Source organism: uncultured Romboutsia sp., assembly GCF_958366745.1.
GTDB classification, from domain to species: Bacteria; Bacillota; Clostridia; order Peptostreptococcales; family Peptostreptococcaceae; genus Romboutsia; species Romboutsia timonensis.
Map to the genome: position 1 here is coordinate 18375 of NZ_CATXCO010000001.1, position 22087 is coordinate 40461.

Here is a 22087-nt window from a genome sequence, read left to right on the forward strand (position 1 = left end):
TCCTTAGTTTTATGTAATAAATTACTTTGTTTCATATTTATTAGTGAAATCTATTTTACTCAAATATATTGAGCATAAAAAAGAGCTTTTCATCCTATAAATAAGGACGAAAAGCTCGCGTTACCACCTTAATTCCATGCTTATATATTTATTATATAATAAATAATAAAATCATGACTCTCAATAGATTTTATCGATTCTCACCGTCTAAACTTACTATTATTTCAGTCTAGAAACTCCGAAGCTACCTTCTGTAAACCTATACTTGAAAAATTTTTCAGCCTACGAATTTTTCTCTCTTTTAGTAGTATTTACATACTCCTCTTCATCAACGTCTTATATTTAATTTATTTCTTAATTATATCTAATTAACATTATTATTGTCAATTATTTATGATAATATATCTTATTTTGAAAATATATATTTATAAGTTTTTATTCCAAAAATTCATAGCCTCTTTCTCTTCTGTTATCGGAAGTATTTTATATCCTCTTTCTTTTAATATCATTATAATACCATCTAATGCTTCAACTGTTTGCTCTTTCTCATGTACTAATAAGACTAATTCATCTTTATTTCTTCCATTTAAAAGAACATTACTTACAATATTATCAGTTGTAGATTTCCAGTCTTCTGTATCTAAATTCCAATCCCATACTAAAAATCCATTTTCGACTAATATTTTATATGATTCTTCTGGAGTATTTGGTTTACTTCCATATGGAATTCTTATTAAATTTGAAGTTTCACCCGTTATTTCTTCAAATGTATTCCTACATATAGAAAACTCCTCAAGTGTAGATTGTGGTGTCTTATATAATGTTTTTACATCATGACTTACACTATGAAATCCAGCTCCATGTCCTTCTTGTTGTATTCTCTTAACTTCGTCTTTATATGTATTCATATTTCTATTTATCATAAAAAAAGTAGCCTTAACATCATTTTTATCTAGTATATCCAATATTTGATTTGTAAACTTTGACGGTCCATCATCAATAGTTATATAAGCTACTTTATCATAAGTTATATTGCTACTTTTCACTGAACTTTCTAAGTCTTGATTAATTATTTCAGTTATAGTCCTAGTTTTTATAGTCCTATAAACCTCATTATTATAATAACTTACATCTTCTTTTAAAAAAATTTTTTTTAATACTAATGAACATAGTACCATTATTAATAAAGAAATAAATATTAATTTTGAATTCCCCTTAAAATTGGCTTTCATCCCCCAACGCTCCTTCTCTAACTCCTAAAACTAATTGCATCTTGTATATTTAAAAATATAGATTAAAAATATAAGCAATTTGTTTTTACTTATTTTTCCCATAAAAATTCTATTCTCTTTAAAAATAGTTATGCTAATTATTTATTAAACATTCTTAATTTCTAAGTTATTAACATTATGATTATTGATTTGATACAATGTTCTAATATAATTTCTCATAAAAAATACAGTACATCATAAATCTATACTTTTAAGACTTATGATATACTGTATTTTCAATCTATATTTTTTAATCTATCTATTATATTTATTTCTTCTAATATCTTTGATAAATGATAGTTGAATACTGGACTTTTTTCATTATCTATCTTCCAATTTAAAATATCTACATTATACATTTCTTTAATTTTTAAATAATTATCATTATTTATATATATATCTTCATCAATAAGCTGTATAGATTTAATATGATGATTTATTGATTTATATAGTAAAATCTCATTTTCTATTATATCTATATTTACTTGATTTTTAGTATATTTCATTTCATCAACTAACTTTTGATATATCGTCTCTAATTTACTAATTTTCTTTCTTAGTCTCTCTCTATCGAAAACTCCATTATTTATTATTCCAGATTTAATACACTCTCCTACAATTCTCCTAGCATTTTTTAAGCTTTTATCAGTTATTTCTAAGTAATCAGGTCTTGCTAATACATAATTTATAATTACACCTATAACAACGCCTACAGATGTGTCCATTACTCTCTGTATAGAATAATAAGCTGGGTTTGAATCTATAATGCCTAAATGTATAGATAAGAACGTGACACTAGAAACTATTATTCCAGAATTTATCCCAAGTGCTGTACAACTATATATAGTAGTCATTATTCCAATACCAGCTAATATAGGGTTACCTGGGCTAATCAGTACGCATAAAAAACCTACTAATCCACCTATCATCGTTCCCTTTACCCTATTAAATCCTAACTTTAAAGACCCTTTTACCGTATCTTGTACTGATGCTACACACCCTACGCCTGCAAACATTGGATTTTCCACTAAATACTGTGCCAATAATGTACAAAGAGAAACAGCTATACCTGTTTTAACAGTTCTCATACCGATCTTCTGCAACTTCACCTTGTTTCCTCCTAATGATATAAATACTTTGTCAACTATTTATTTTACTATAATAATATAAATAATTCATTTAAATCTTAATCTTTAACAATTTTTTCATGTTTATATATCCTAATATAAGAAGTTTACAGCAAATATAAAGAAGCAATTAAGTATTTTTTAGATAGAAAATATAAATATTATGTGAAGTATACAAAATTGAGAGTTTTATCGAAAACTCATATGAAGGTTAGCCTTATTTTCTTATGCATATGCCTAAAAAATTGACTAATTTGATGTATAAAGATACATCCAGTAAGTTGAGTCTAACTTCTATATTTAGTATCTTATAAATAAAAATCTTCATAAAAAAAGAAATAGCCATTTTATGCAAATTAAAAATGGCTATTTATCTACAATATAGCTAAAAAAATACTATAATAGTATTTTTATTACTTTTCTACCGTACTTTTTAATATATTTATATAATTTAACAAGTCTGATATTCTTATTATTGCTTCTTCTTTAAACTTACTTATATTATATCTTTCGCTTTCCCATACTTCCTTAAAGAATCTTTTAAATATATTATCTAACCTATTATCTCTTATTATTAGATATTTATTTTCATATTCTGAGTATTCATCAAAATTTCCTTTTATAATATTAATATTTCTAGATAAATAAGCTGTTGGATTTTCCTTATTTTTAAAATCATCTACTAAATTTCCATTTATCAATTTTATATCAATATCTTCATTTTCTTTAAGAATCTTTTCCATATACTCTATATGCCTTTGCCTTTGTTTTAAAGATAAGGTTATGGTTGTATTAAAGAAACTTAGTCTACCATTAGATATATATTGTCTAATAGCATTTTCGTACATAAGTATTTGTATATCTGATTTATATATAGCATTTTGAAGTATAGCATCTATATTTTTTAATTCATCAACTATTTCTTTTGATTCTCCAAAGACTATTTTACCTATTTCTAAGAATAAATCTGATGGCATAAATAATTCACTCATATTTCCTATCAACCATCTTAAATCTCTTCCTATCATATATTCTATATAATTCTTTTCTAATATAATCTCTCTTGGATTTTTTTCTAAAAATGTAATTCTAGACCTAGTCTCTATCATTTCTTCAAGAGATTCATATATATCTTGTACTACTTTCGGATCTTGTGAAACATTTGTAAACAAGCATTGTTTAGTATCTGTATATACAGTATAAGTAAAGCTATTTTCTTTTATTACTGATGTTAGTGAGTATTGAGCATGTTTACAACTATAAAATGTAAAGTTAATATTTGAATAAATTTTAATCATATTCATAAGTAATATTGTATTAAAAATTATATCCTCTGCATTTTCATCAAAACTTATTAAAAATCTAATTCTTACATTTTTCATTTCTGTTTTTATAGTAGAACCACTTCTTATTCCTGCAATATGAAGTTTATCATCTTTTCCTAGAGAAAATAAATCAGCTAATAAGATTACATCATTTTTTATTTCTTTTTTAGTCAAATCTATAATCTCTTCATCTAAATGTTTCTTTAATAATCTTGGTTTTATATATAATAAACTATTACATTGCTCTGTATTTTCTTTTCCTACTTTGATATAATTTTTATTAGCTTTCTTCTGACTACTAAATAAATATGATTCATTAAGCATATCTTGTATATACTGTATTATACTTTCATCACTACTATACTTATTTATATCTAGTTTATAATACGCTAAAATTTCACACTTATGTATTTCTGTTGCATTATCTACTACAAATTTAGCAGTCTTCTCACAAATATTTTTTATATTCTTTGATGCAGGAAGCATTGCACCACTTATCCACTTACTTATATAAGATACGTCATATCCTAATTCTTTTGCTAATGAGTAATTCTTTTGACCTGAAAATTGTATCAATTTCTCAATATTTTTACCAAATTCCATGTTTACCATATTTGGACTCCTTTGATTTGAATATACAACTTATATATATGTATAATAACATACTTTCATACAAAACCAAATATTGAATACTTATACATACATTGAATCAGTTGAGTCAATATATATCAATTGATTCACATTTCATCAGTTGTTGTCGAATAACGTCGTATGATAATATGTATATATTGTCTAAATTTATTTAATTTTGCTTAATATAGTTAAATTTAAAACACAATAATTTATAGGAGGATGATATTGTGGATAAGAAAAAAATTATATCTAGTACAATAGTATTTTTCATTACAACTTCTATTGTTCTATTATTTTCAGGTATATTTGGAGGAGAAAACGTATTAGTTGGTGTTCAAGGTACTGCAGCGGTATTATTTCTTTTAACTATTGACTTCAGTCTAAATCCAGTTAAAAACACTATATATTTTGTACTTCTTGAATTGACTATTGGTTTAGCTGCATATATAGCTTCTTTAAATCCTTACTTAGCAATAATAAGTACATTTTTAATGATGTTTTATATATTTTATACTTTCACTTACAATACAAAAAAACCTGCTTTTCTACCATTTTCATTAGCATTCATTTATATGCTTTATGATCCTGTAACTGCTCAACAGTTACCAAAAAGATTCCTAGGTTTAATTGTTTGTGGACTTGCTATAATGTTATTACAAATATTAGCTAACAAAGATAGACTAAAAAAAGAATCTGTATCTAAATTAAACAATGCTTTAGAATCTATTAATAAACAAATAGAATTAGTAAACACTAATTCTACAGAAAGATTAAGCTTAAATAAAGATGCTGAAGTAAATTTAAATCAATTAATAGAATCTTTTACATTTGCTATTAACCAAAATAAATCTAAAGTATCTATAGATTTACTTAAATATTTATCTATTGCTCAATTTTTAGATAGTTTAAATATAGAGTTAAATAAAACTAATAAATTTACAAATACAGAAGATTTATCAGCTTTACTTAATAGCATAAAATTATATGTAAATAATGAATCAAATATAGATAGTATTTTAGATAATATATCTGTATACGAGTCTAAAAATCTAGAAAACTACAATAATAATTTAAATTTAGTAGTATATCCTTATGTTGCAAAATTAAAAAGAGACTTACAACAAACTAACGCTGATAAAATTATCAATGAATACTCTAGAAGTAAATTCTTTGAAAACTTTAACTTAAAAAATGATTTATCTTTTAAATCTGCTAAATTTACTTTTGCTTTTAGAGGTGCTTTACTTTTAAGTATTGGAGTATTCTTAGTAGCTTTATTTAATATAGAAAACGGTAAGTGGATAATCTTTACTTTAGCAGCTATAAATCAACCTTATTTAGATAAGGCTAATATAAAACTTCGTGATAGAATGATTGGTACTCTTGTAGGTGCTGCAATATTCTTTGTTGTTTACTCTATAGTTAAAGATGATTCAGTTAGAATGGCACTTCTACTTCCTGTAGGATATGCTATGACTTATATTACTAAGTATACATATAGTGTAATATGTATTACATTATTCGCATTAGGATCTATATCTGTTGGTGCTAATATACCTTTTATAGCTATACAAAGATTAATCTTTGTATTAATAGGTTGTGTTATTGCTATAATTGCAGATAGACTTATATTCCCAACTTATGCTTATAAGTATACGCAATCAGCTATCAATAAATCAATTGCTACTAATAAAGAAATAGTTGATTTATTATCTAAAAAAGATATATCTGTTGAAACATTTGCTAAAAATGTACAACCTTTAATAATTAGAAATACATGGCTTAATAAATATATAGCTTACAACAATACTACTTTAAATTCTAAAGATGTGGATGAATTTATTTATAATCAAAATATTTTTATAAATGATGTAATAGCTTTCGAAAGTTTACTTTACACTCATGATAAAAATTCAATTGATAAAGCTAGTTTAGAAAAAGATTTTAATTATATTATAAATAATAACTTATCTAATGACGATGTTGTTAGACTTATGGATGCAAAAGATTGTCATTTTAATAAACTTATTTTAAATAATTTTATCAATATTAAAAATAATTTATCTCATTCAAATAATTTAAGTAATAATGCTATTAAATCAATTTAATTAAAAATAAAGAGGTTATTATTATGATTAAATCATATATAATCCCTTTTTTCAGAGCGTAGACAAAGCCTACGCTCTTTTATTTTTTAATACACTTTATTAGTTTATAAATAAAAAAATAATAGATAAAATATCAGATTTTTATCTATTATTTTTATATTGTAATTATATTATTCCTTGGCTCATCATTGCATCTGCTACTTTTTAGCAACGGATTTATCCGCAGCGGCAGCAAAGATATATCGTTGGCGATCTTTATTAATACATTAACCTAATTATAAAATTAAGCTACTATACTATCCCTTGACTTACCATAGCATCTGCTACTTTTAAGAATCCTGCTATATTGGCTCCAATTACATAATTTCCTGGAGCTCCATAGTTTTCAGCTGCATCTTTAGATACTTTAAATATATTTTTCATTATTATCTGTAATTTTTCATCTACTTCTTCAAACGTCCAAGATAACCTCATACTATTTTGAGACATTTCAAGTGCTGAAGTTGCAACTCCACCTGCATTTGCAGCCTTGGCTGGAGCTACTAATAATCCTTTTTCTAAGAAATATTTTACAGCTTCGTTTGTACAAGGCATGTTAGCACCTTCTCCTATTACTGTAGTTCCATTTTCAACTAATATTTTAGCATCATCTAAGTTTATATCATTTTGAGTAGCACATGGAAGAGCTATATCGCACTTAACTGTCCATATTCCCTTCTGACCTTCAAAATACTGAGCTCCCTCTTTTCTAGCTATATATTCTTTTATTCTATTTCTTTCTACTTCTTTTATTTGTTTAACTATACTTAAATCTATTCCATTTTCATCTACTATATATCCAGATGAGTCACACATTGCAACTACTTTAGCTCCATAGTCTATAGCTTTCTCAGCTGCATATATTGCAACATTACCAGAGCCTGAAATTACAACTCTCTTATTTTCAAAACTTTGGCCATGATAATTTAACATTTCATTTACAAAATATATAACGCCAAATCCTGTAGCTTCTTTTCTAGCTAAAGACCCACCATAAGCTAATCCTTTGCCGGTTAAGACACCAGCATCATAAGAATTTCTTAATCTTTTATATTGTCCAAATAAATATCCTATTTCCCTTGCTCCAACACCTATGTCTCCAGCTGGAACATCTAAGTTTGGACCTATATGTCTACATAATTCAGTCATAAAGCTTTGACAGAATCTCATTATTTCATTATCTGACTTTCCTTTAGGGTTAAAATCTGAACCACCTTTACCACCACCTATAGGTAAACCTGTCAAAGAATTTTTAAATATTTGCTCAAATCCTAGAAACTTTATTATGCTTAAGTTAACTGATGGATGAAATCTAAGTCCACCTTTGTATGGTCCTATAGCATTGTTAAATTGTACTCGAAACCCTCTGTTAACTTGAACATTTCCATTATCATCTACCCAAGGAACTCTAAACATTATTTGTCTATCAGGTTCAACTATTCTCCCTAATATATTTTGCTTTATATACTCTGGATGCTTAACTAATACAGGTTCTAATGAATGTAGTACTTCTTCTATTGTTTGGTGAAATTCACTCTCACCTATATTTCTAGCCTTTACTTGATTTATAATTTTCTCTATAGTTTCTTTAGCTTGTGCTTCAATAGTGTTTCCTAATACATCTTTATTTTCAAATCCCATTTTAATAGCCCCCTTTTATATAAAAGCACCTTTCAAGTAAATTCTATTATTTCTTAAAAACATTTTTAATATGTTTTTATTAAAATTTATTTAAATCTTCCTATTAAAGCTTTTCTATATTTAAATAAATTTTTTTGAAAAATACCTTATTTAAATAAGTATTATTTACTTTATTTTATAATTAGTTTATGCATTTACCTATATTACTTAATCATAATATAAAATATTTTTTTATTATTTAAATAGATTTTTTAAACATATCTATTTCAGTAATTCTTCTATTTATAGTTGTTTCTATTGTAATTATTGTAAAATTATTCATATACTATATAATTTCTAAATATATAAAAATAGGATAAAGCTAACGCTTTATCCTATTTCTGTCATTTCTCCGTTAATTGCAAAGATTATCATTTCGCATATATTAGTTATATGATCTCCTATTCTTTCAAGATATCTTCCTATAAATAAAAGATTTACACCTTGATTTATAGTCTGAGGATTCGCATTCATTACTCTTAAACAATCCTCTTGTACTCTATTATATAAACTATCTATTTTATCATCCTGTAAAGCTATCTCTCTAGCTAAATCTTCATTTTCATTTTCTAAGGATTCTTTTACTTCTAAAATCATCTTTTTACATTCTTCATACATCTTAGGTATATCGATTAAATCTTTTATATATTCGTCTTGACATATCTTTATAGTTTCTTCTGCTATATTTACTGCATAATCACCTATACGCTCTAATTCTAGTGCTATAAATCCTAATGCATATATATATCTTAAATCTCTAGCCATTGGCTGCTTTAATACTAACAGTTCAATACTTCTATCTCTTATATATTCTCTTAATTCATCTATTTTATCATCTTGTTTTATTACTTTTTTACATCCTTCAATGTCTTGTTTTAACATACACTCAACTGATAAATCTAGTATACTAACACATTCTTCTATCATATTTATAGTATATTGTTTTAAAGTGTCTATACTCAGTCCTAAATTTGTATTCAGCATATTGCCCCCTTTAACTCATTTAATTTATAATTGTTATCATTCAAATTTTATCCAAATCTTCCTGTTATATAATCTTCCGTTCTCTTATCCTTAGGAGCAGTAAACATATCTTTTGTTTCACTATATTCTACTAATACTCCATTTAGGAAAAATGCAGTATCATCAGATATACGAGCAGCTTGTTGCATATTGTGAGTTACTATTACAATAGTATAATCTTTTTTTAGCTCTTCTATTAATTCCTCAACTTTAGATGTTGAAATTGGGTCTAGAGCAGATGTAGGTTCATCCATTAATATTACTTCTGGTTTCATAGCTATAGCTCTTGCTATACATATACGTTGCTGTTGTCCTCCAGATAATCCAAGTGCAGATGTTTTTAATCTATCCTTTACTTCATCCCATATAGCTGCACCTCTTAGACTTTCTTCAACTATTTTATCTAAAATTTTCTTATCTCTTATACCATGTATACGAGGGCCATAAGCTATATTATCATATATACTCATTGGAAATGGATTTGGCTTTTGAAATACCATCCCTACTTTAGTACGTAATTTTATAACATCTTCAGTTTGATATATATCTTCGCCATCAACCTCAATTTTCCCTTTTATTGTTACATTTTCTATTAAATCATTCATTCTATTTAATGTTCTTAAAAAAGTTGACTTTCCACATCCAGAAGGACCTATTAAAGCTGTAACTTTATTTTCTTTTATATCTATATTTATATCTTTTAATGCTTGATTATCTCCATAGAATAAATCTAAATTCTTTATACTTAATTTAACATTATCTAAACTCATATTTACACCTCGTAAAATCTTCTTTAATAATTTGCTTTATTTAATTTCTTTGCTACAAACTTAGCAACTGTATTTAAAAATAACACTATAAATATTAAAACAATACCTATACTAGCAGCTGATGCTATATCTCCTTTCTCTTTAGTTAAAAGATATGCATGTACAGTTAAGTTTCTAGCACTATCAAATATACCTCCTGGCATTTGTGCTACTGTACCAGATGTTAATAATATTGCAGCTGACTCTCCAACTACACGCCCTACTGATAAAATTACACCCGATAATATTCCTGGTATTGCACTTGGTAATACTACTTTGTATAATGTTTGGAATTTAGTTGAACCTAAGGCTAAAGATGCTTCTCTGTATCCATCTTGAACTGTTTTTAAAGCTTCTTCTGTTGTTCTTATTATTACTGGTAATATTATTATCGCTACGGTAAGAGCTCCTGATAATATTGAATATTTTAAATTTAAAACTACTACGAAGAATATTCCACCAAACAATCCGTATATTATAGATGGTATCCCTGCTAAACTTTCTGTAGCAAATCTTATTGCGTTTACTACTTTTCCTTTTTTAGCATATTCTTGTAAGTATATAGCAGATAAAATTCCTATAGGTGTAGCTATTGCTATAGAAAGTATAACTGTATATACGGTTGTAACTATCATTGGAAGTATTCCTCCACTTCCATCTGCTGAATAATCACTAGTTAAGAATGATAGATTTACTCCACCAATTCCTTTTATAAATATATACCCTACAATTACTACAAGCATTGATACAGTGAAAAATGCTGATAGATAAATTAATGACTTTAATAAATTTTCTTTTAACTTTCTCATATTAATTTCCCGCCTTGTTTGAAAGTTTATTTAATACTAAATTTAATATTAGTATGAACGTAAATAACACAACACCTGTTGCAAATAGCATTTCTTGATGAGTTCCAAATGCGTATCCCATCTCTAACGCTATATTAGTCGTAAGTGGTCTTACACTATCCATTAATGATGATGGCATAACTGGTGAATTTCCTGCTACAAGTATAACTGCCATTGTTTCACCTAAAGCCCTACCAATTCCTAATACTATAGCTGCTAAAATTCCTGACTTAGCTGCTGGTAATACAACTTTAAATATTGTTTCTATCTTAGATGCTCCAAGTGCTAAAGAACCTTCTTTATAAGCCTTTGGAACTGCTCTTATTGCTGTTTCTGATACTGATATTATTGTTGGTAACATCATTATCGATAAAACTATTATTACAGCAAGTAAACTTTGTCCCTTTGGTAAATTAAATATATTTTGTATATTAGGCACTATAACTGCTAATCCAAATATTCCGTATAATACTGATGGTATACCTGCTAATAATTCAACTGCTGGTGATATAATTTTCGCTACCTTCTTTGGAGCAACTTCAGCTATAAATACTGCTGTTAATATTCCAATTGGAACCCCTATTATAAGTGCTCCTACTGTAGCAACTATTGATGCTACAACCATCGTTGCTATACCAAATTTATCACTTCCTGGCAACCAATCGCTTCCAGTAAAGAAATCTATGAAAGAATATCCCTTGAATATAAATGGTGTTAATCCTTTATAAAATACAAATCCGATTATTAACAGTAAGCTTAAAACTGCTATTAATGAACTTATAAAGAATATATTCTTTGATACTTTCTCTAAAATGTATTTATTTTTATTCCTATTGTATATATTCTCAATTTCTGTTGATTGAGTTTTTTCCAACATAAATCAATCTCTCCTTTAAATTAATTCTATTAATTTTCTATAATTAAATAATAACTTTTAAAAGTTAAATCTATATTAGGTTTATGTTAGATTTATGTTATAAAGTTAAGTTTATGTTAAGTTTTTAATCCAATTGAATGAGTATATTACAAACGATAAAATGTAAATTACTTTAAATATAAAAAAGTACTATACAATATTAATTGCATAGTACTTTATGTATATTAGTTTACACTTATAAATCCATTTTCTTCTACTACATTTTGTCCTTCTTCACTTAATATGAAATCTATGAAATTTTTACCTTGTTCAGTTATTACATCTTCTTTATTAGCAAATAAGAATGGTCTCGCTATAGCATAGCTATCATTTTTTACATTTTCAGCATTTAATTCAACACCATCTATAGTTAATGCATTTACATTTTCATCAACATATCCAAAAGAAATATATCCTATTGCATTTTCATTTCCTTCAACTATTGATTTTATATTTCCTGAACCATCACTTATTTGAGCATCCTTAGTTAATTCTTCTGATTCGAATCCAACATTTTCTTGGAATCCATCACGAGTTCCAGAACCATCTTCTCTAGATACAACTACTATAGGAGCATCATTTCCTCCAACTTCTTTCCAGTTAGTTATTTTTCCTGTATATATGTCTTTTACTTGCTCTAAAGTTAAATCTTTTACTGTATTATTTTTATTAGTTATAACAGCTATTCCATCTATAGCTATTTGAGTTTCTTTTAATCCTGCTGCCTTTTCTTCATCTTTTAAATCTCTTGATGCCATACCTATTTGTGAAGTTCCATCTATAGCATTTTTTATACCTGCTGAAGAACCTATTTGTTGAACTTCTATACTTACACCTTCATTTTTAGCTTCAAAATCTTCTCCTAATATTTCAACTACTGGTCCTACTGATGTTGACCCTGATATTGTAATCTTGTTTGAATTTGAACTATCTGATGAACCACATCCTACCGCTAATGATCCCATTAATATAGTCCCTATTAAAAGTGTTGCTACTCTCTTATTTAACATTTTAAATTCCTCCAATTAATTTTAAATTTATTTCAAGTTTTTTAATTTCTTATTCTTATGCTTTAATATTACAATTATTTTGTTAAGTAATTATTATGAATTGGTTAAGTAAATGTAAATAATGTTAAATCTATGTAAACAAAAATTCGCTTCGCTCATTTCGCCAACGATATATCCTTGCTCACGCTACGGATACATCCGTTGCTCAAAAACATAATTTCATTGTAAGAAAAAAGATGCCTTATATAAGACATCTTTCATTTATCTAATATTCTTTTTCTAATTTATCTACTAATTCTTTAAATACTTCTAATGCTTTATCCACAGATTCTTTCTTTTCCATATCAACACCAGCTGCTTTTAATTGATTAAGTGGATAATCAGAACCTCCACTCTTTAAAAATTCTATATATTTATCAACAGCTACTTTACCTTCTGTTAATATCTTTTGACTTAATGCACTTGCTGCAGAGAATCCTGTAGCATACTTATACACATAGAAATTTGAATAGAAATGAGGTATTCTAGCCCATTCTAGTGCAATTTGTTCATCAACTACAGTTGAATTTCCATAGTATTTTTTATTTAAATCATAGTATATATCGTTAAATTCTTTAGCTGTTAGAGGATTTCCGTCCTCTACACTAACATGAGTTAATTTTTCAAACTCAGCAAACATTGTTTGTCTATATACAGTTGTTCTAAACTGCTCTAAGTAATAATTTAGAAGATATACTCTTTCTTCTTTTGAATCTGCTTTTTCTAATAAATAATTTATTAAAAGCAATTCATTTAATGTAGATGCAACTTCGGCTACAAATATTTTATAACCTGAATATAGATAAGGCTGAGTTTTCTTAGAATAATAACTGTGCATAGAATGTCCTAACTCATGTATTAATGTAAATAAAGAGTTTAGGTCGTCCTTATAATTCATTAATATATAAGGATGTGAATCATAACTTCCCCAAGAATAAGCTCCACCTTGTTTTCCTTCATTTTCGTAAACATCTATCCAATTTTCTTCAAAAGCTCTTTTTATTAATCCTAAATACTCTTCACCTAAAGGTTTTAATGCATTTAGTACTATTTCTTGTGCTTCTTCATAAGGTATTTTCATATCAAAGCTTTCAGTTAAAGGAACATACAAGTCATACATATGTATATCCTCTAATCCTAAAAACTTCTTTTTGATATCTACATATCTATTTAATGTATCTAAATTTTCATCAACTGCTTTTATAAGGTTGTTGTAAACATCAACGCTTATATCATCTTGGAATAAAGATGCGTATAAAGCAGATTCATATTTTCTAGTTTTAGAATAGAATATTTCTGACTTTATACCTCCATATAGCATAGATGCAAAAGTATTTTTATACTTGTCATATGTTTTATACATTGCATCAAAAGCATTTTTTCTAACTTTATTATTTTTACTTTTTAAGAATGTTGAAAAATTAGAGTGAGTAAGTTTAACCATTTCTCCATCTTCATTTTCTATTTTTGGAAAATCCATATCAGCATAAGATAACATATCATAAGCATTTTCTGGAACTGATGTTAAATCTGAAACTGCGGCTAATATTTCCTCTTCCTTTTCTGATAATGTATGTGGTTTTTCTCTTAATATCTCCTCTATATATTTTTTATAGAATGATAGCTTTTCATCTTCTAAATATTCTTTAAGTTTAGATTCATCTATGGCTATTATTTCTGGAACCATATATGATGATGCTGTAGATAGCTCTGTAGATAACATATCTGTTTTAGTTGCCATCGCTTGGTTTTCATTTATTCTAGTATCTTCATGTTGTTTCATATGTGTATACACATATAAATTTTGTAATAGTTGTGAAGCTTTTTCATATATATTAAGCGCTTCATACATATTTTCTTTACTTTGTGATAATTTACCCTTGTACTCTTTTATTTCATTTATATAGGATTTTATCTTTGATATATCTTTATCAATAGATTCTTGGCTTGAATACATTAAATCTATTTTCCATTTATATTTATCATCTATATCTTTTCTATCTATTCCCATATTCTCACTCCTTATCGACAATTTTATAATACAGCTACTAATATAGCTCCTTCTGCTGTAAATGTTCCCATTATAGGGCCTATACTAGCAATTAATACTTCCTTAAAGTTTGAATCTTCTTCTATTATAGATTTTATTTTATGTGCTTTTTCAGGACAATTTGCATGAGCTATTATAATAGTTTTTTCTTTCTCATCATTTACATGAGATTTTACATAGTCTAGAGCTTTCTTTATACTATTTACTCCACCTCTAGCCTTATCTATAGGTTTAACTAAACCTTCATCTATTCTAATTATTACTTTTAAGTTTAGTGCATTCATTACTTTTCCTGCTAAAGGATTTACTCTACCACCTTTTATTGCATTCTCTAAAGTATCTAGTGCACCAAAGAATATAATGTCCTTTTTATATTTTTCTATTTCATTTAATATTTCATCCATAGTTTTTCCTTGTTCTATCAGTTCATTACATTTTAGCATCATTAATGCAACACCTATAGAACCACTTTGTGTATCGATTACTTCAATTCTTTTTTCAGGATGTTCTTCTAAATACATAGTTTTAGCTAATACCGCATTACTATGTGTTCCTGAAAGCTTAGATGTTAAAGTAAATACTAATATTTCATCTTCTTCACATTTATAAGCTTCTATAAATCTATCTGGTGAGGGACTTGATGTTTTAGGTAATTCTTTAGATACTTTCATTTTTTCATAAAAAGTTTTATCATCAATTTCTACTCCACCTATATAACTTTCTTCACCAAAGCAAACATTTATACCTATAATACCAGGATTTACCCTTTCAATAACTTCTTTAGGTAAATCACATGATCCGTCTGTTATAATTTTTATATGTCTTTTCATTTGTGCACCTCTACTTTAATTATGACTATATCTTATTTTATATTATTTTAATGTAAATAATCTACACTTATTATATTTTTTGAATTATTTAGTTCATTTACAAGTTCATCTAGTATTATTCTTCTATCATATACTATAAAAAAACTTAACTTCCAATATATATCTTCTACATTTTCTATATCTATATTTTTAACACTAATTTGAGATTTTTGAAATATATTATATAACATAGTTATAACATTTATATTATCTACCTTTACACTAAATATAGTTTGCTTTTTCTTAAAAATTATTTTATCAATTTTTTTTAAAATATAAAGAGTTATCATTACCAGTGACCATGCACAAATACTTAGTACATAGTATCCATATCCTACTGCTATACCTATGCAAGCTGTAGCCCAAATCCCTGCTGCTGTAGTTAATCCTCTTATACCATTTGATGTTTTCAAAATTGCTCCAGCTCCTAAAAAACCAATACCTGATAATACCTGGGCTGTTAATCTAGCTGGATCAATACTAGCTTGTGAACTATACTGAACAAATAATGATAATGATGTTATAGCTGTTATACATGAGCCTACAGCTACTAATATATGAGTTCTAAATCCTGCAAATTGATGTGATTTTTCTCTTTCTAATCCAGTCAATCCTCCTATAATTAAAGCAATTATTAATCTTATTATTATAGCACCATTACTTATAATAATAATTACCTCCTATCTATTTATATAATCCTCTTTAGTAAAGAAGTATTTAATATAAAATTTATATGCTTGAATAAATAATATATGACTAGTCTCAGTTACTTTTTAAAAACCTGCAAATATATTTTAAAATTGTAATTTGAATAAAAAAAAGTCCACTAATGTGGACTATTTACTCGTTAAAGCCATGTATTTATTTATTAATATATCGATTTTACTACTTGATTCTAATAATTCATCTCTAAAAATTTCTGGATATTCCATATATGCATATATCTGTTCCCTCAATGCATCTATTTCTTGTTTTAACATCTCTAATTCACTATTCACCATATAATCACCACGGTCACCAATTTATCTCTTTCTTTGTTTATATAATAACAAATTTTTACATACTATGTCAATAATCTTAACTATAAAATGAAGTCTTATAAAATATGATTTTATTTTATAAATCCAATACATTTATATACTTTGACTCATTTGTTAAGTACTTGTCCTTAATTGACAGTTAAATTTATTATTGTTATAATATTTTTGATAATGAATTTCATTAGGAGGTATCACTCATGACTGTTTGTGATTTAAAAGTAGGCCAAAAAGGAATCATTGATAATATATATGGAAATGAAAAATTAGTTAAGAGATTATTAGCTTTAGGATGTATAAGTAATACAGAAATAGAAGTTAAGAAAATTGCCCCATTAGGAGATCCAATTGTAGTTAGATTTAGAGGCTTTGATCTTGCTCTTAGAAAATCTGATGCTAAGAATATATCACTAAAGTAAGACAGGAGGCTATATAATGATTAATGTTGCTTTATTTGGTAACCCAAATGTCGGTAAAACTACAGTTTTTAACTTACTTACCGGTTCAAACCAATATGTAGGTAACTGGCCTGGTGTTACTATCGATAAAAAAGAAGGTTTTTTAGGTAAGGACATAAAGATAGTCGACTTACCTGGTATATATGCTATGGATACTTTCTCTAATGAAGAAAAAGTATCAAAAGAATTTTTGGAAACTGGAGATGTGGATGTTATAGTTAACATTGTAGATGCATCCAATTTATCTAGAAACCTTTATCTAACAACTCAGCTTATAGAATTTAATAAGCCCATTGTTATTTTGCTTAACATGTTAGATGTAGCAGAATCTAAAGGTATATATATCGATTCTGATAATCTTTCAAAGGAACTTGGAGTTACTGTAGTTCCTATAATAGCTAAGAAAAAAAATGGAGTAGATAAAATATCTTTAGCTATAAAAAATTCAGTAAATAAAACTGTAAATTATGATATAAATTTTGGAAATGAAGTTCAAACATATAAAAAATTAGAAGATATATTATCTAGATGCACAAAGATTAATTCAGATAAAAAAATATCTATAAGTGATAAAATAGATAATATAGTTTTAAACCCAATTTTAGCGTATCCTATTTTTATAGGTGCACTATTACTATTATTTAAATTTACATTTGATTGGGTTGGAGGACCTTTACAAGAAGGTTTAGGTACTTTAATAGAGACATATATATCATCTCCAATTAATGATATGCTAGTAAATTCTAGTCCTTGGTTTAGATCACTTATTGTTGATGGTATATTAGGTGGTGTTTGCGGTACTTTACCATTTTTCCCATTAATATTCACATTATTTTTTGGTATATCATTATTTGAAGATAGCGGTTATATGTCTAGAGCTGCTTTCTTAATGGATAATATAATGAGAAAAGTAGGTCTATCTGGTAAAGCATTCATACCTATGGTTATGGGGCTTGGTTGTTCGTCTCCAGCTATAATGGCTACTAGAACTTTAGAAAGTGAAAAAGATAGAAAAATAACCGCACTTATTTCACCACTTATGACTTGTGGTGCTAAGTTACCTATATATGCAGTTTTTGTTGCTATATTTTTCCCAAAAAATGCTGCACTTGTTACTACATCTTTATATTTACTTGGAATTGTAGTAGCTATATTAGTTGCTCTAGTTTTAAATAGAACATCATTTAAAAATGATATAGAACCATTTATACTAGAATTGCCTGAATATAAATTACCTACATTAAGTGCATTACTAAAAAATACTTGGAATAAGTCTAAAGGATTTTTAATAAGAGTTGTAACTGTAATGTTTGCAATGTCAGTTGCTATATGGTTATTATCATCATTTAACTTTAACGGTTTTACAGAAAATATGAATGATAGTTTCTTAGCATACTTAGGTAAGCTTATAGCACCTTTATTTGCACCTTTAGGATTCGGTGACTGGAGAGCTTCAGTTTCTATATTAACTGGTCTTGGTGCCAAAGAAATAGTTATATCTACTATGGAAGTACTTTACGGTAATTTAGATAAAGTTTTACCAACAGTATTTACTGGAGTTACAGCGTATGGTTTCTTAGTATTTAGTGCATTATATACTCCATGTATAGCAGCACTTGCTACTATGAGAAAAGAATACGGAAATAAAATGATGTTTACATCACTTATATATCAATTCGTTCTTGCTTGGATAGGAGCATTTATAGTCAGAATTATAGGTGGAGCTATATTCTCTCATAGTCCTGCTTCTTTAACTGAATTTGTTATAGCAGGTATAATATTATTAGCTTCTACAATTATACTTTTAAGAATGTTTAATAAAAAATCATCTGGTTGTAGTAGCTGCTCTAGCTGTAGTAGCAAAGGTAATTGTTCTATTCAAGTAGAAGAGAAATCTAAAGATGCACAATAATAATTTTTACTATTATCTAAATTAAGCAATATATAACCTTCATATAAAAAATAAAGAGCTCATCTATTGATTATTTTAATCTTATAGATGAGCTCTTATTTTATTTATTAAAATTTAATATCTACTGTTACTTCTTTTCCACTTCTATTTACAGTTACCTTAGTACTTTGACCAGATTTATATTTATATAAAACTTTATTAAGGTCTGTCATAGTTGGAGTTTCATCATTCCCCACCTTAACTATTACATCACCTGCTTGTATACCTGATTTTTGAGCTGGTGTATCTGATACAACTTCAACTATATATACACCTTCATCTGCTGCTAAATCAGTTCCTGTTGATGATTCAAATGTAGTTACATCTATACCTTTTATACCTAAAGTAACTTTTTCAAAGTTTCCTGATTTTATAACTTGTTCTATTATGGGTTTTGCTGTATTTATAGGTATAGAAAATCCTATACCTTCAGCTGAAGATACCTTAGCTGAGTTTATACCTATTACTTGACCTTTTTCATTTAATAGTGGTCCACCACTATTTCCTGGATTTATACTTGCATCAGTTTGCATAAGTCCTGTCATAGTTTCTTTTTCTGTTTGAATTGTTCTATCTAATCCACTTATTATACCTTGTGTAACAGATTTTTGGAATTCAAGACCAAGTGGATTTCCTATTGCTATTGCTATATCTCCTACTCTTACCTGATCACTATCACCTAATTCAGCAGCTGTTAGGCCTGTTTTATCCACCTTAACCATCGCTAAATCTAATTTTGCATCATTCCATAAAACTTTACCTTGTGTAGTACTACCATCATTGAATAATACTTTAACATCTACAGCTTGACCATCTGATACAACATGTGAATTTGTAAGTATATAACCTTTTGAATCAACTATAACACCTGTTCCTACACCTTCTGATTGAGTTGGTATAGCAAATATATTATTATTACTTATAGTTGTTGTCGTTATCCCTACAACAGAAGGCATTGCTTTATCACTAACCGCATGATATATATTTTGACTTTTTCCACTGTCATTTACTACAATTTCCTTTGAAACTGAATTTTGATTAGTATCTCCTATATTATTTTTCATAACTACTATTGTAAGTAAACTAGTAAGTACACTTGTTATTATGCATACAAGCACTGTTAAACCAATTCCTCTTTTATTTGACATAAATACCCTCCTAATAAATTTAATTAACTTAAATATTATTACTTATTATTTACAATATCTATTGTTTGATAACAATAAATATTATAAATGATTTTTCCTTAACTAATAGATATTTAATCTTAGTATATATTGATATGTATATTAAGTACTACTTTCTCAATCTATTAGTAAACTCTTTTTCTAATTTTATCAAATTTCATCTTTCAGCTTTATATTTATATTAATAATAACATAATAAATATTACACAAATAAAAAATGAAACCACCAACTAGATATATTATCTTATTGATGATTTCATTATATTACGTTATTCTTAACTTAACCTTAACTACTAAAGTCTTTTTTCTAATTCTTCTTTTTCCTTTTCAAATCCTGGTTTACCTAATAAAGCAAACATGTTTTTCTTATATGCTTCAACACCTGGTTGATCAAATGGATTAACACCTAATATATATCCACTTAATGCACAAGCTTTTTCAAAGAAGTATACTAAGTATCCAAAGTTATATTCATCTAATTTTGGAATATTAACTATTAAGTTTGGAACATTACCATCTGTATGTGCTAATAAAGTTCCTTGGAATGCCTTCTTATTAACAAAATCTACAGTTTTTCCAGCTAAATAGTTTAATCCATCTAAATCCACATCAACTTCATCTATTGTTATTTCTCTCTTAGCATTTTCTACATTTAAAACTGTTTCAAATAATATTCTCTTACCTTCTTGTATATATTGACCCATAGAATGTAAATCTGTTGAGAAGTCTACAGCTGCTGGGAATATACCTTTATTATCTTTTCCTTCACTTTCACCATATAACTGCTTCCACCATTCTCCCACGTAATGTAATTGAGGTTCATAGTTTACTAATAATTCTATATCTTTTCCTTTTCTATGTAATACATTTCTAACTACTGCATACTGATAACTATCATTAGTCTTTAAATCTGATGATTTAAATTCTTCACAAGCATCAGCTGCACCTTGCATCATCGCATCTATATCTAAACCTGCGCAAGCTATAGGTAGTAATCCTACTGGTGTTAACACAGAAAAACGTCCACCTACATCATCAGGTATTATGAATGTTTCATATCCTTCTTCATCTGCTAATTTTCTAAGTGCACCTTTTGATGAATCTGTAGTTGCATATATTCTTTTACTTGCTTCTTCTTTTCCATATTTCTTTTCTAAAAATTCTTTAAATATTCTAAATGCAATTGCAGGCTCAGTTGTTGTTCCTGATTTTGATATAACATTTATAGATACATCTTTGTCTTTTATTACATCTAATAAATCCATCATATATGTAGAGCTTATATTCTGTCCTACAAAGTATATTTCTGGAGATTTTCTATCTTCTTTTGATAAGTTGTTTCTAAATGAATGGCTTGCCATTTCTATAGCAGCTCTTGCACCTAAGTAAGATCCCCCTATACCTATAACTAAAAGTACATCTGAATCAGATTTTACTTTTTCTGCTGCTTTCTTTATTCTAGAAAACTCTTCTTTATTATAGTTCTTTGGTAGGTCTACCCATCCTAAAAAATCATTTCCTAACCCTGTTTTTTCATGAATCATTTTATGAGCTTGATCTACATAAGATTGCATACAATCTATTTCATGCTGTTTTATAAAACCTATTACTTTACTATAATCAAATTTAACACTTCCCATAATTCTACCTCTCTCCTTCTTTAAGTATAAGAAAATTATAACATAAATTTCCATTATAATTAATCCT

Annotated in this window: 18 protein-coding genes and 1 other annotated feature; of the genes, 3 read left to right on the forward strand and 15 right to left on the reverse strand. The window is 27.0% G+C overall.

Features of this window, described 5'->3' with window-relative positions:
• Positions 1-99 precede the first annotated feature (99 nt).
• Positions 100-341, reverse strand: a binding site (T-box leader).
• Between the two features lie 84 nt (positions 342-425).
• The 3 genes from Q5F54_RS00110 to Q5F54_RS00120 form a co-directional block, all read right to left on the reverse strand.
• Positions 426-1232: a polysaccharide deacetylase family protein gene (locus Q5F54_RS00110; protein WP_071119147.1), complete on the reverse strand. Its 807-nt coding sequence runs from the start codon at positions 1230-1232 to the stop codon at positions 426-428.
• A gap of 275 nt (positions 1233-1507) precedes the next feature.
• Positions 1508-2380 carry an aromatic acid exporter family protein gene (locus tag Q5F54_RS00115; RefSeq protein ID WP_281538973.1) on the reverse strand — a complete coding sequence of 291 codons (873 nt, stop codon included), beginning with the start codon at positions 2378-2380 and terminating at the stop codon, positions 1508-1510.
• A 431-nt stretch (positions 2381-2811) separates the two neighbouring features.
• Positions 2812-4335, reverse strand: coding sequence for a hypothetical protein (locus Q5F54_RS00120; protein WP_288526055.1), 1524 nt, complete (start codon positions 4333-4335; stop codon positions 2812-2814).
• Between the two features lie 248 nt (positions 4336-4583).
• Between Q5F54_RS00120 and Q5F54_RS00125 the strand changes: the two genes are divergently transcribed.
• The gene (locus tag Q5F54_RS00125) at positions 4584-6464 is read left to right on the forward strand and encodes an FUSC family protein (RefSeq protein ID WP_302169596.1); all 1881 of its coding nucleotides are present in this window, start codon (positions 4584-4586) and stop codon (positions 6462-6464) included.
• 291 nt (positions 6465-6755) lie between these two features.
• On the opposite strand, the gene gdhA is transcribed toward Q5F54_RS00125, so the two are convergent.
• The 10 genes from gdhA to Q5F54_RS00175 form a co-directional block, all read right to left on the reverse strand.
• Complete coding sequence (gene gdhA / locus Q5F54_RS00130) at positions 6756-8144, reverse strand: NADP-specific glutamate dehydrogenase (protein WP_281537498.1); 1389 nt, start codon at positions 8142-8144, stop codon at positions 6756-6758.
• A 369-nt stretch (positions 8145-8513) separates the two neighbouring features.
• On the reverse strand, positions 8514-9167 hold the full coding sequence (gene phoU, locus Q5F54_RS00135) for a phosphate signaling complex protein PhoU (protein ID WP_281537497.1): 654 nt from the start codon (positions 9165-9167) through the stop codon (positions 8514-8516).
• A gap of 47 nt (positions 9168-9214) precedes the next feature.
• On the reverse strand, positions 9215-9976 hold the full coding sequence (gene pstB / locus Q5F54_RS00140; RefSeq protein WP_071119141.1) for a phosphate ABC transporter ATP-binding protein PstB: 762 nt from the start codon (positions 9974-9976) through the stop codon (positions 9215-9217).
• 23 nt (positions 9977-9999) lie between these two features.
• Entirely contained in the window at positions 10000-10824 is an 825-nt protein-coding gene (gene pstA / locus Q5F54_RS00145) for a phosphate ABC transporter permease PstA (protein ID WP_302333857.1), read from the reverse strand.
• A 1-nt stretch (position 10825) separates the two neighbouring features.
• Positions 10826-11740: a phosphate ABC transporter permease subunit PstC gene (gene pstC, locus Q5F54_RS00150; RefSeq protein WP_281537496.1), complete on the reverse strand. Its 915-nt coding sequence runs from the start codon at positions 11738-11740 to the stop codon at positions 10826-10828.
• Between the two features lie 224 nt (positions 11741-11964).
• A complete protein-coding gene (locus Q5F54_RS00155; protein WP_281537495.1) occupies positions 11965-12789 on the reverse strand; it encodes a phosphate ABC transporter substrate-binding protein in 825 nt (274 codons plus the stop codon).
• Positions 12790-13054: 265 nt separating this feature from the next.
• Positions 13055-14839: an oligoendopeptidase F gene (pepF, locus tag Q5F54_RS00160; protein WP_281537494.1), complete on the reverse strand. Its 1785-nt coding sequence runs from the start codon at positions 14837-14839 to the stop codon at positions 13055-13057.
• A 23-nt stretch (positions 14840-14862) separates the two neighbouring features.
• Positions 14863-15708 (reverse strand): DegV family protein, encoded by an 846-nt coding sequence (locus Q5F54_RS00165; RefSeq protein ID WP_071119132.1) that lies wholly within the window; start codon positions 15706-15708, stop codon positions 14863-14865.
• A 47-nt stretch (positions 15709-15755) separates the two neighbouring features.
• Entirely contained in the window at positions 15756-16421 is a 666-nt protein-coding gene (locus Q5F54_RS00170; RefSeq protein ID WP_083334975.1) for an MgtC/SapB family protein, read from the reverse strand.
• Positions 16422-16583: 162 nt separating this feature from the next.
• Positions 16584-16748 carry an aspartyl-phosphate phosphatase Spo0E family protein gene (locus Q5F54_RS00175; RefSeq protein ID WP_074010945.1) on the reverse strand — a complete coding sequence of 55 codons (165 nt, stop codon included), beginning with the start codon at positions 16746-16748 and terminating at the stop codon, positions 16584-16586.
• A 236-nt stretch (positions 16749-16984) separates the two neighbouring features.
• Here Q5F54_RS00175 and Q5F54_RS00180 point away from each other — a divergent pair, with 236 nt between their 5' ends.
• On the forward strand, positions 16985-17203 hold the full coding sequence (locus Q5F54_RS00180) for a ferrous iron transport protein A (protein ID WP_071119130.1): 219 nt from the start codon (positions 16985-16987) through the stop codon (positions 17201-17203).
• A 16-nt stretch (positions 17204-17219) separates the two neighbouring features.
• Positions 17220-19154: a ferrous iron transport protein B gene (gene feoB, locus Q5F54_RS00185; RefSeq protein WP_288525857.1), complete on the forward strand. Its 1935-nt coding sequence runs from the start codon at positions 17220-17222 to the stop codon at positions 19152-19154.
• Between the two features lie 107 nt (positions 19155-19261).
• Here the strand turns inward: feoB and Q5F54_RS00190 are convergent, their stop codons facing one another.
• Together Q5F54_RS00190 and Q5F54_RS00195 are read right to left on the reverse strand one after the other, a co-directional pair.
• The gene (locus Q5F54_RS00190; RefSeq protein ID WP_071119128.1) at positions 19262-20341 is read right to left on the reverse strand and encodes a S1C family serine protease; all 1080 of its coding nucleotides are present in this window, start codon (positions 20339-20341) and stop codon (positions 19262-19264) included.
• A 332-nt stretch (positions 20342-20673) separates the two neighbouring features.
• Positions 20674-22020 (reverse strand): glucose-6-phosphate isomerase, encoded by a 1347-nt coding sequence (locus Q5F54_RS00195; RefSeq protein ID WP_071119127.1) that lies wholly within the window; start codon positions 22018-22020, stop codon positions 20674-20676.
• Between the last annotated feature and the right edge of the window lie 67 nt (positions 22021-22087).

Bases quoted from the DNA above. Each gene is read 5' to 3' on its own strand.
- Q5F54_RS00110 (WP_071119147.1), bottom strand. From the start codon at position 1,232: ATGAAAGCCAATTTTAAGGGGAATTCAAAATTAATATTTATTTCTTTA.
- Q5F54_RS00120 (WP_288526055.1), bottom strand. From the start codon at position 4,335: ATGGTAAACATGGAATTTGGTAAAAATATTGAGAAATTGATACAATTT.
- gdhA (WP_281537498.1), bottom strand. From the start codon at position 8,144: ATGGGATTTGAAAATAAAGATGTATTAGGAAACACTATTGAAGCACAA.
- phoU (WP_281537497.1), bottom strand. From the start codon at position 9,167: ATGCTGAATACAAATTTAGGACTGAGTATAGACACTTTAAAACAATAT.
- pstB (WP_071119141.1), bottom strand. From the start codon at position 9,976: ATGAGTTTAGATAATGTTAAATTAAGTATAAAGAATTTAGATTTATTC.
- pstA (WP_302333857.1), bottom strand. From the start codon at position 10,824: ATGAGAAAGTTAAAAGAAAATTTATTAAAGTCATTAATTTATCTATCA.
- pstC (WP_281537496.1), bottom strand. From the start codon at position 11,740: ATGTTGGAAAAAACTCAATCAACAGAAATTGAGAATATATACAATAGG.
- Q5F54_RS00155 (WP_281537495.1), bottom strand. From the start codon at position 12,789: ATGTTAAATAAGAGAGTAGCAACACTTTTAATAGGGACTATATTAATG.
- pepF (WP_281537494.1), bottom strand. From the start codon at position 14,839: ATGGGAATAGATAGAAAAGATATAGATGATAAATATAAATGGAAAATA.
- Q5F54_RS00165 (WP_071119132.1), bottom strand. From the start codon at position 15,708: ATGAAAAGACATATAAAAATTATAACAGACGGATCATGTGATTTACCT.
- Q5F54_RS00175 (WP_074010945.1), bottom strand. From the start codon at position 16,748: ATGGTGAATAGTGAATTAGAGATGTTAAAACAAGAAATAGATGCATTG.
- Q5F54_RS00180 (WP_071119130.1), top strand. From the start codon at position 16,985: ATGACTGTTTGTGATTTAAAAGTAGGCCAAAAAGGAATCATTGATAAT.
- feoB (WP_288525857.1), top strand. From the start codon at position 17,220: ATGATTAATGTTGCTTTATTTGGTAACCCAAATGTCGGTAAAACTACA.
- Q5F54_RS00190 (WP_071119128.1), bottom strand. From the start codon at position 20,341: ATGTCAAATAAAAGAGGAATTGGTTTAACAGTGCTTGTATGCATAATA.
- Q5F54_RS00195 (WP_071119127.1), bottom strand. From the start codon at position 22,020: ATGGGAAGTGTTAAATTTGATTATAGTAAAGTAATAGGTTTTATAAAA.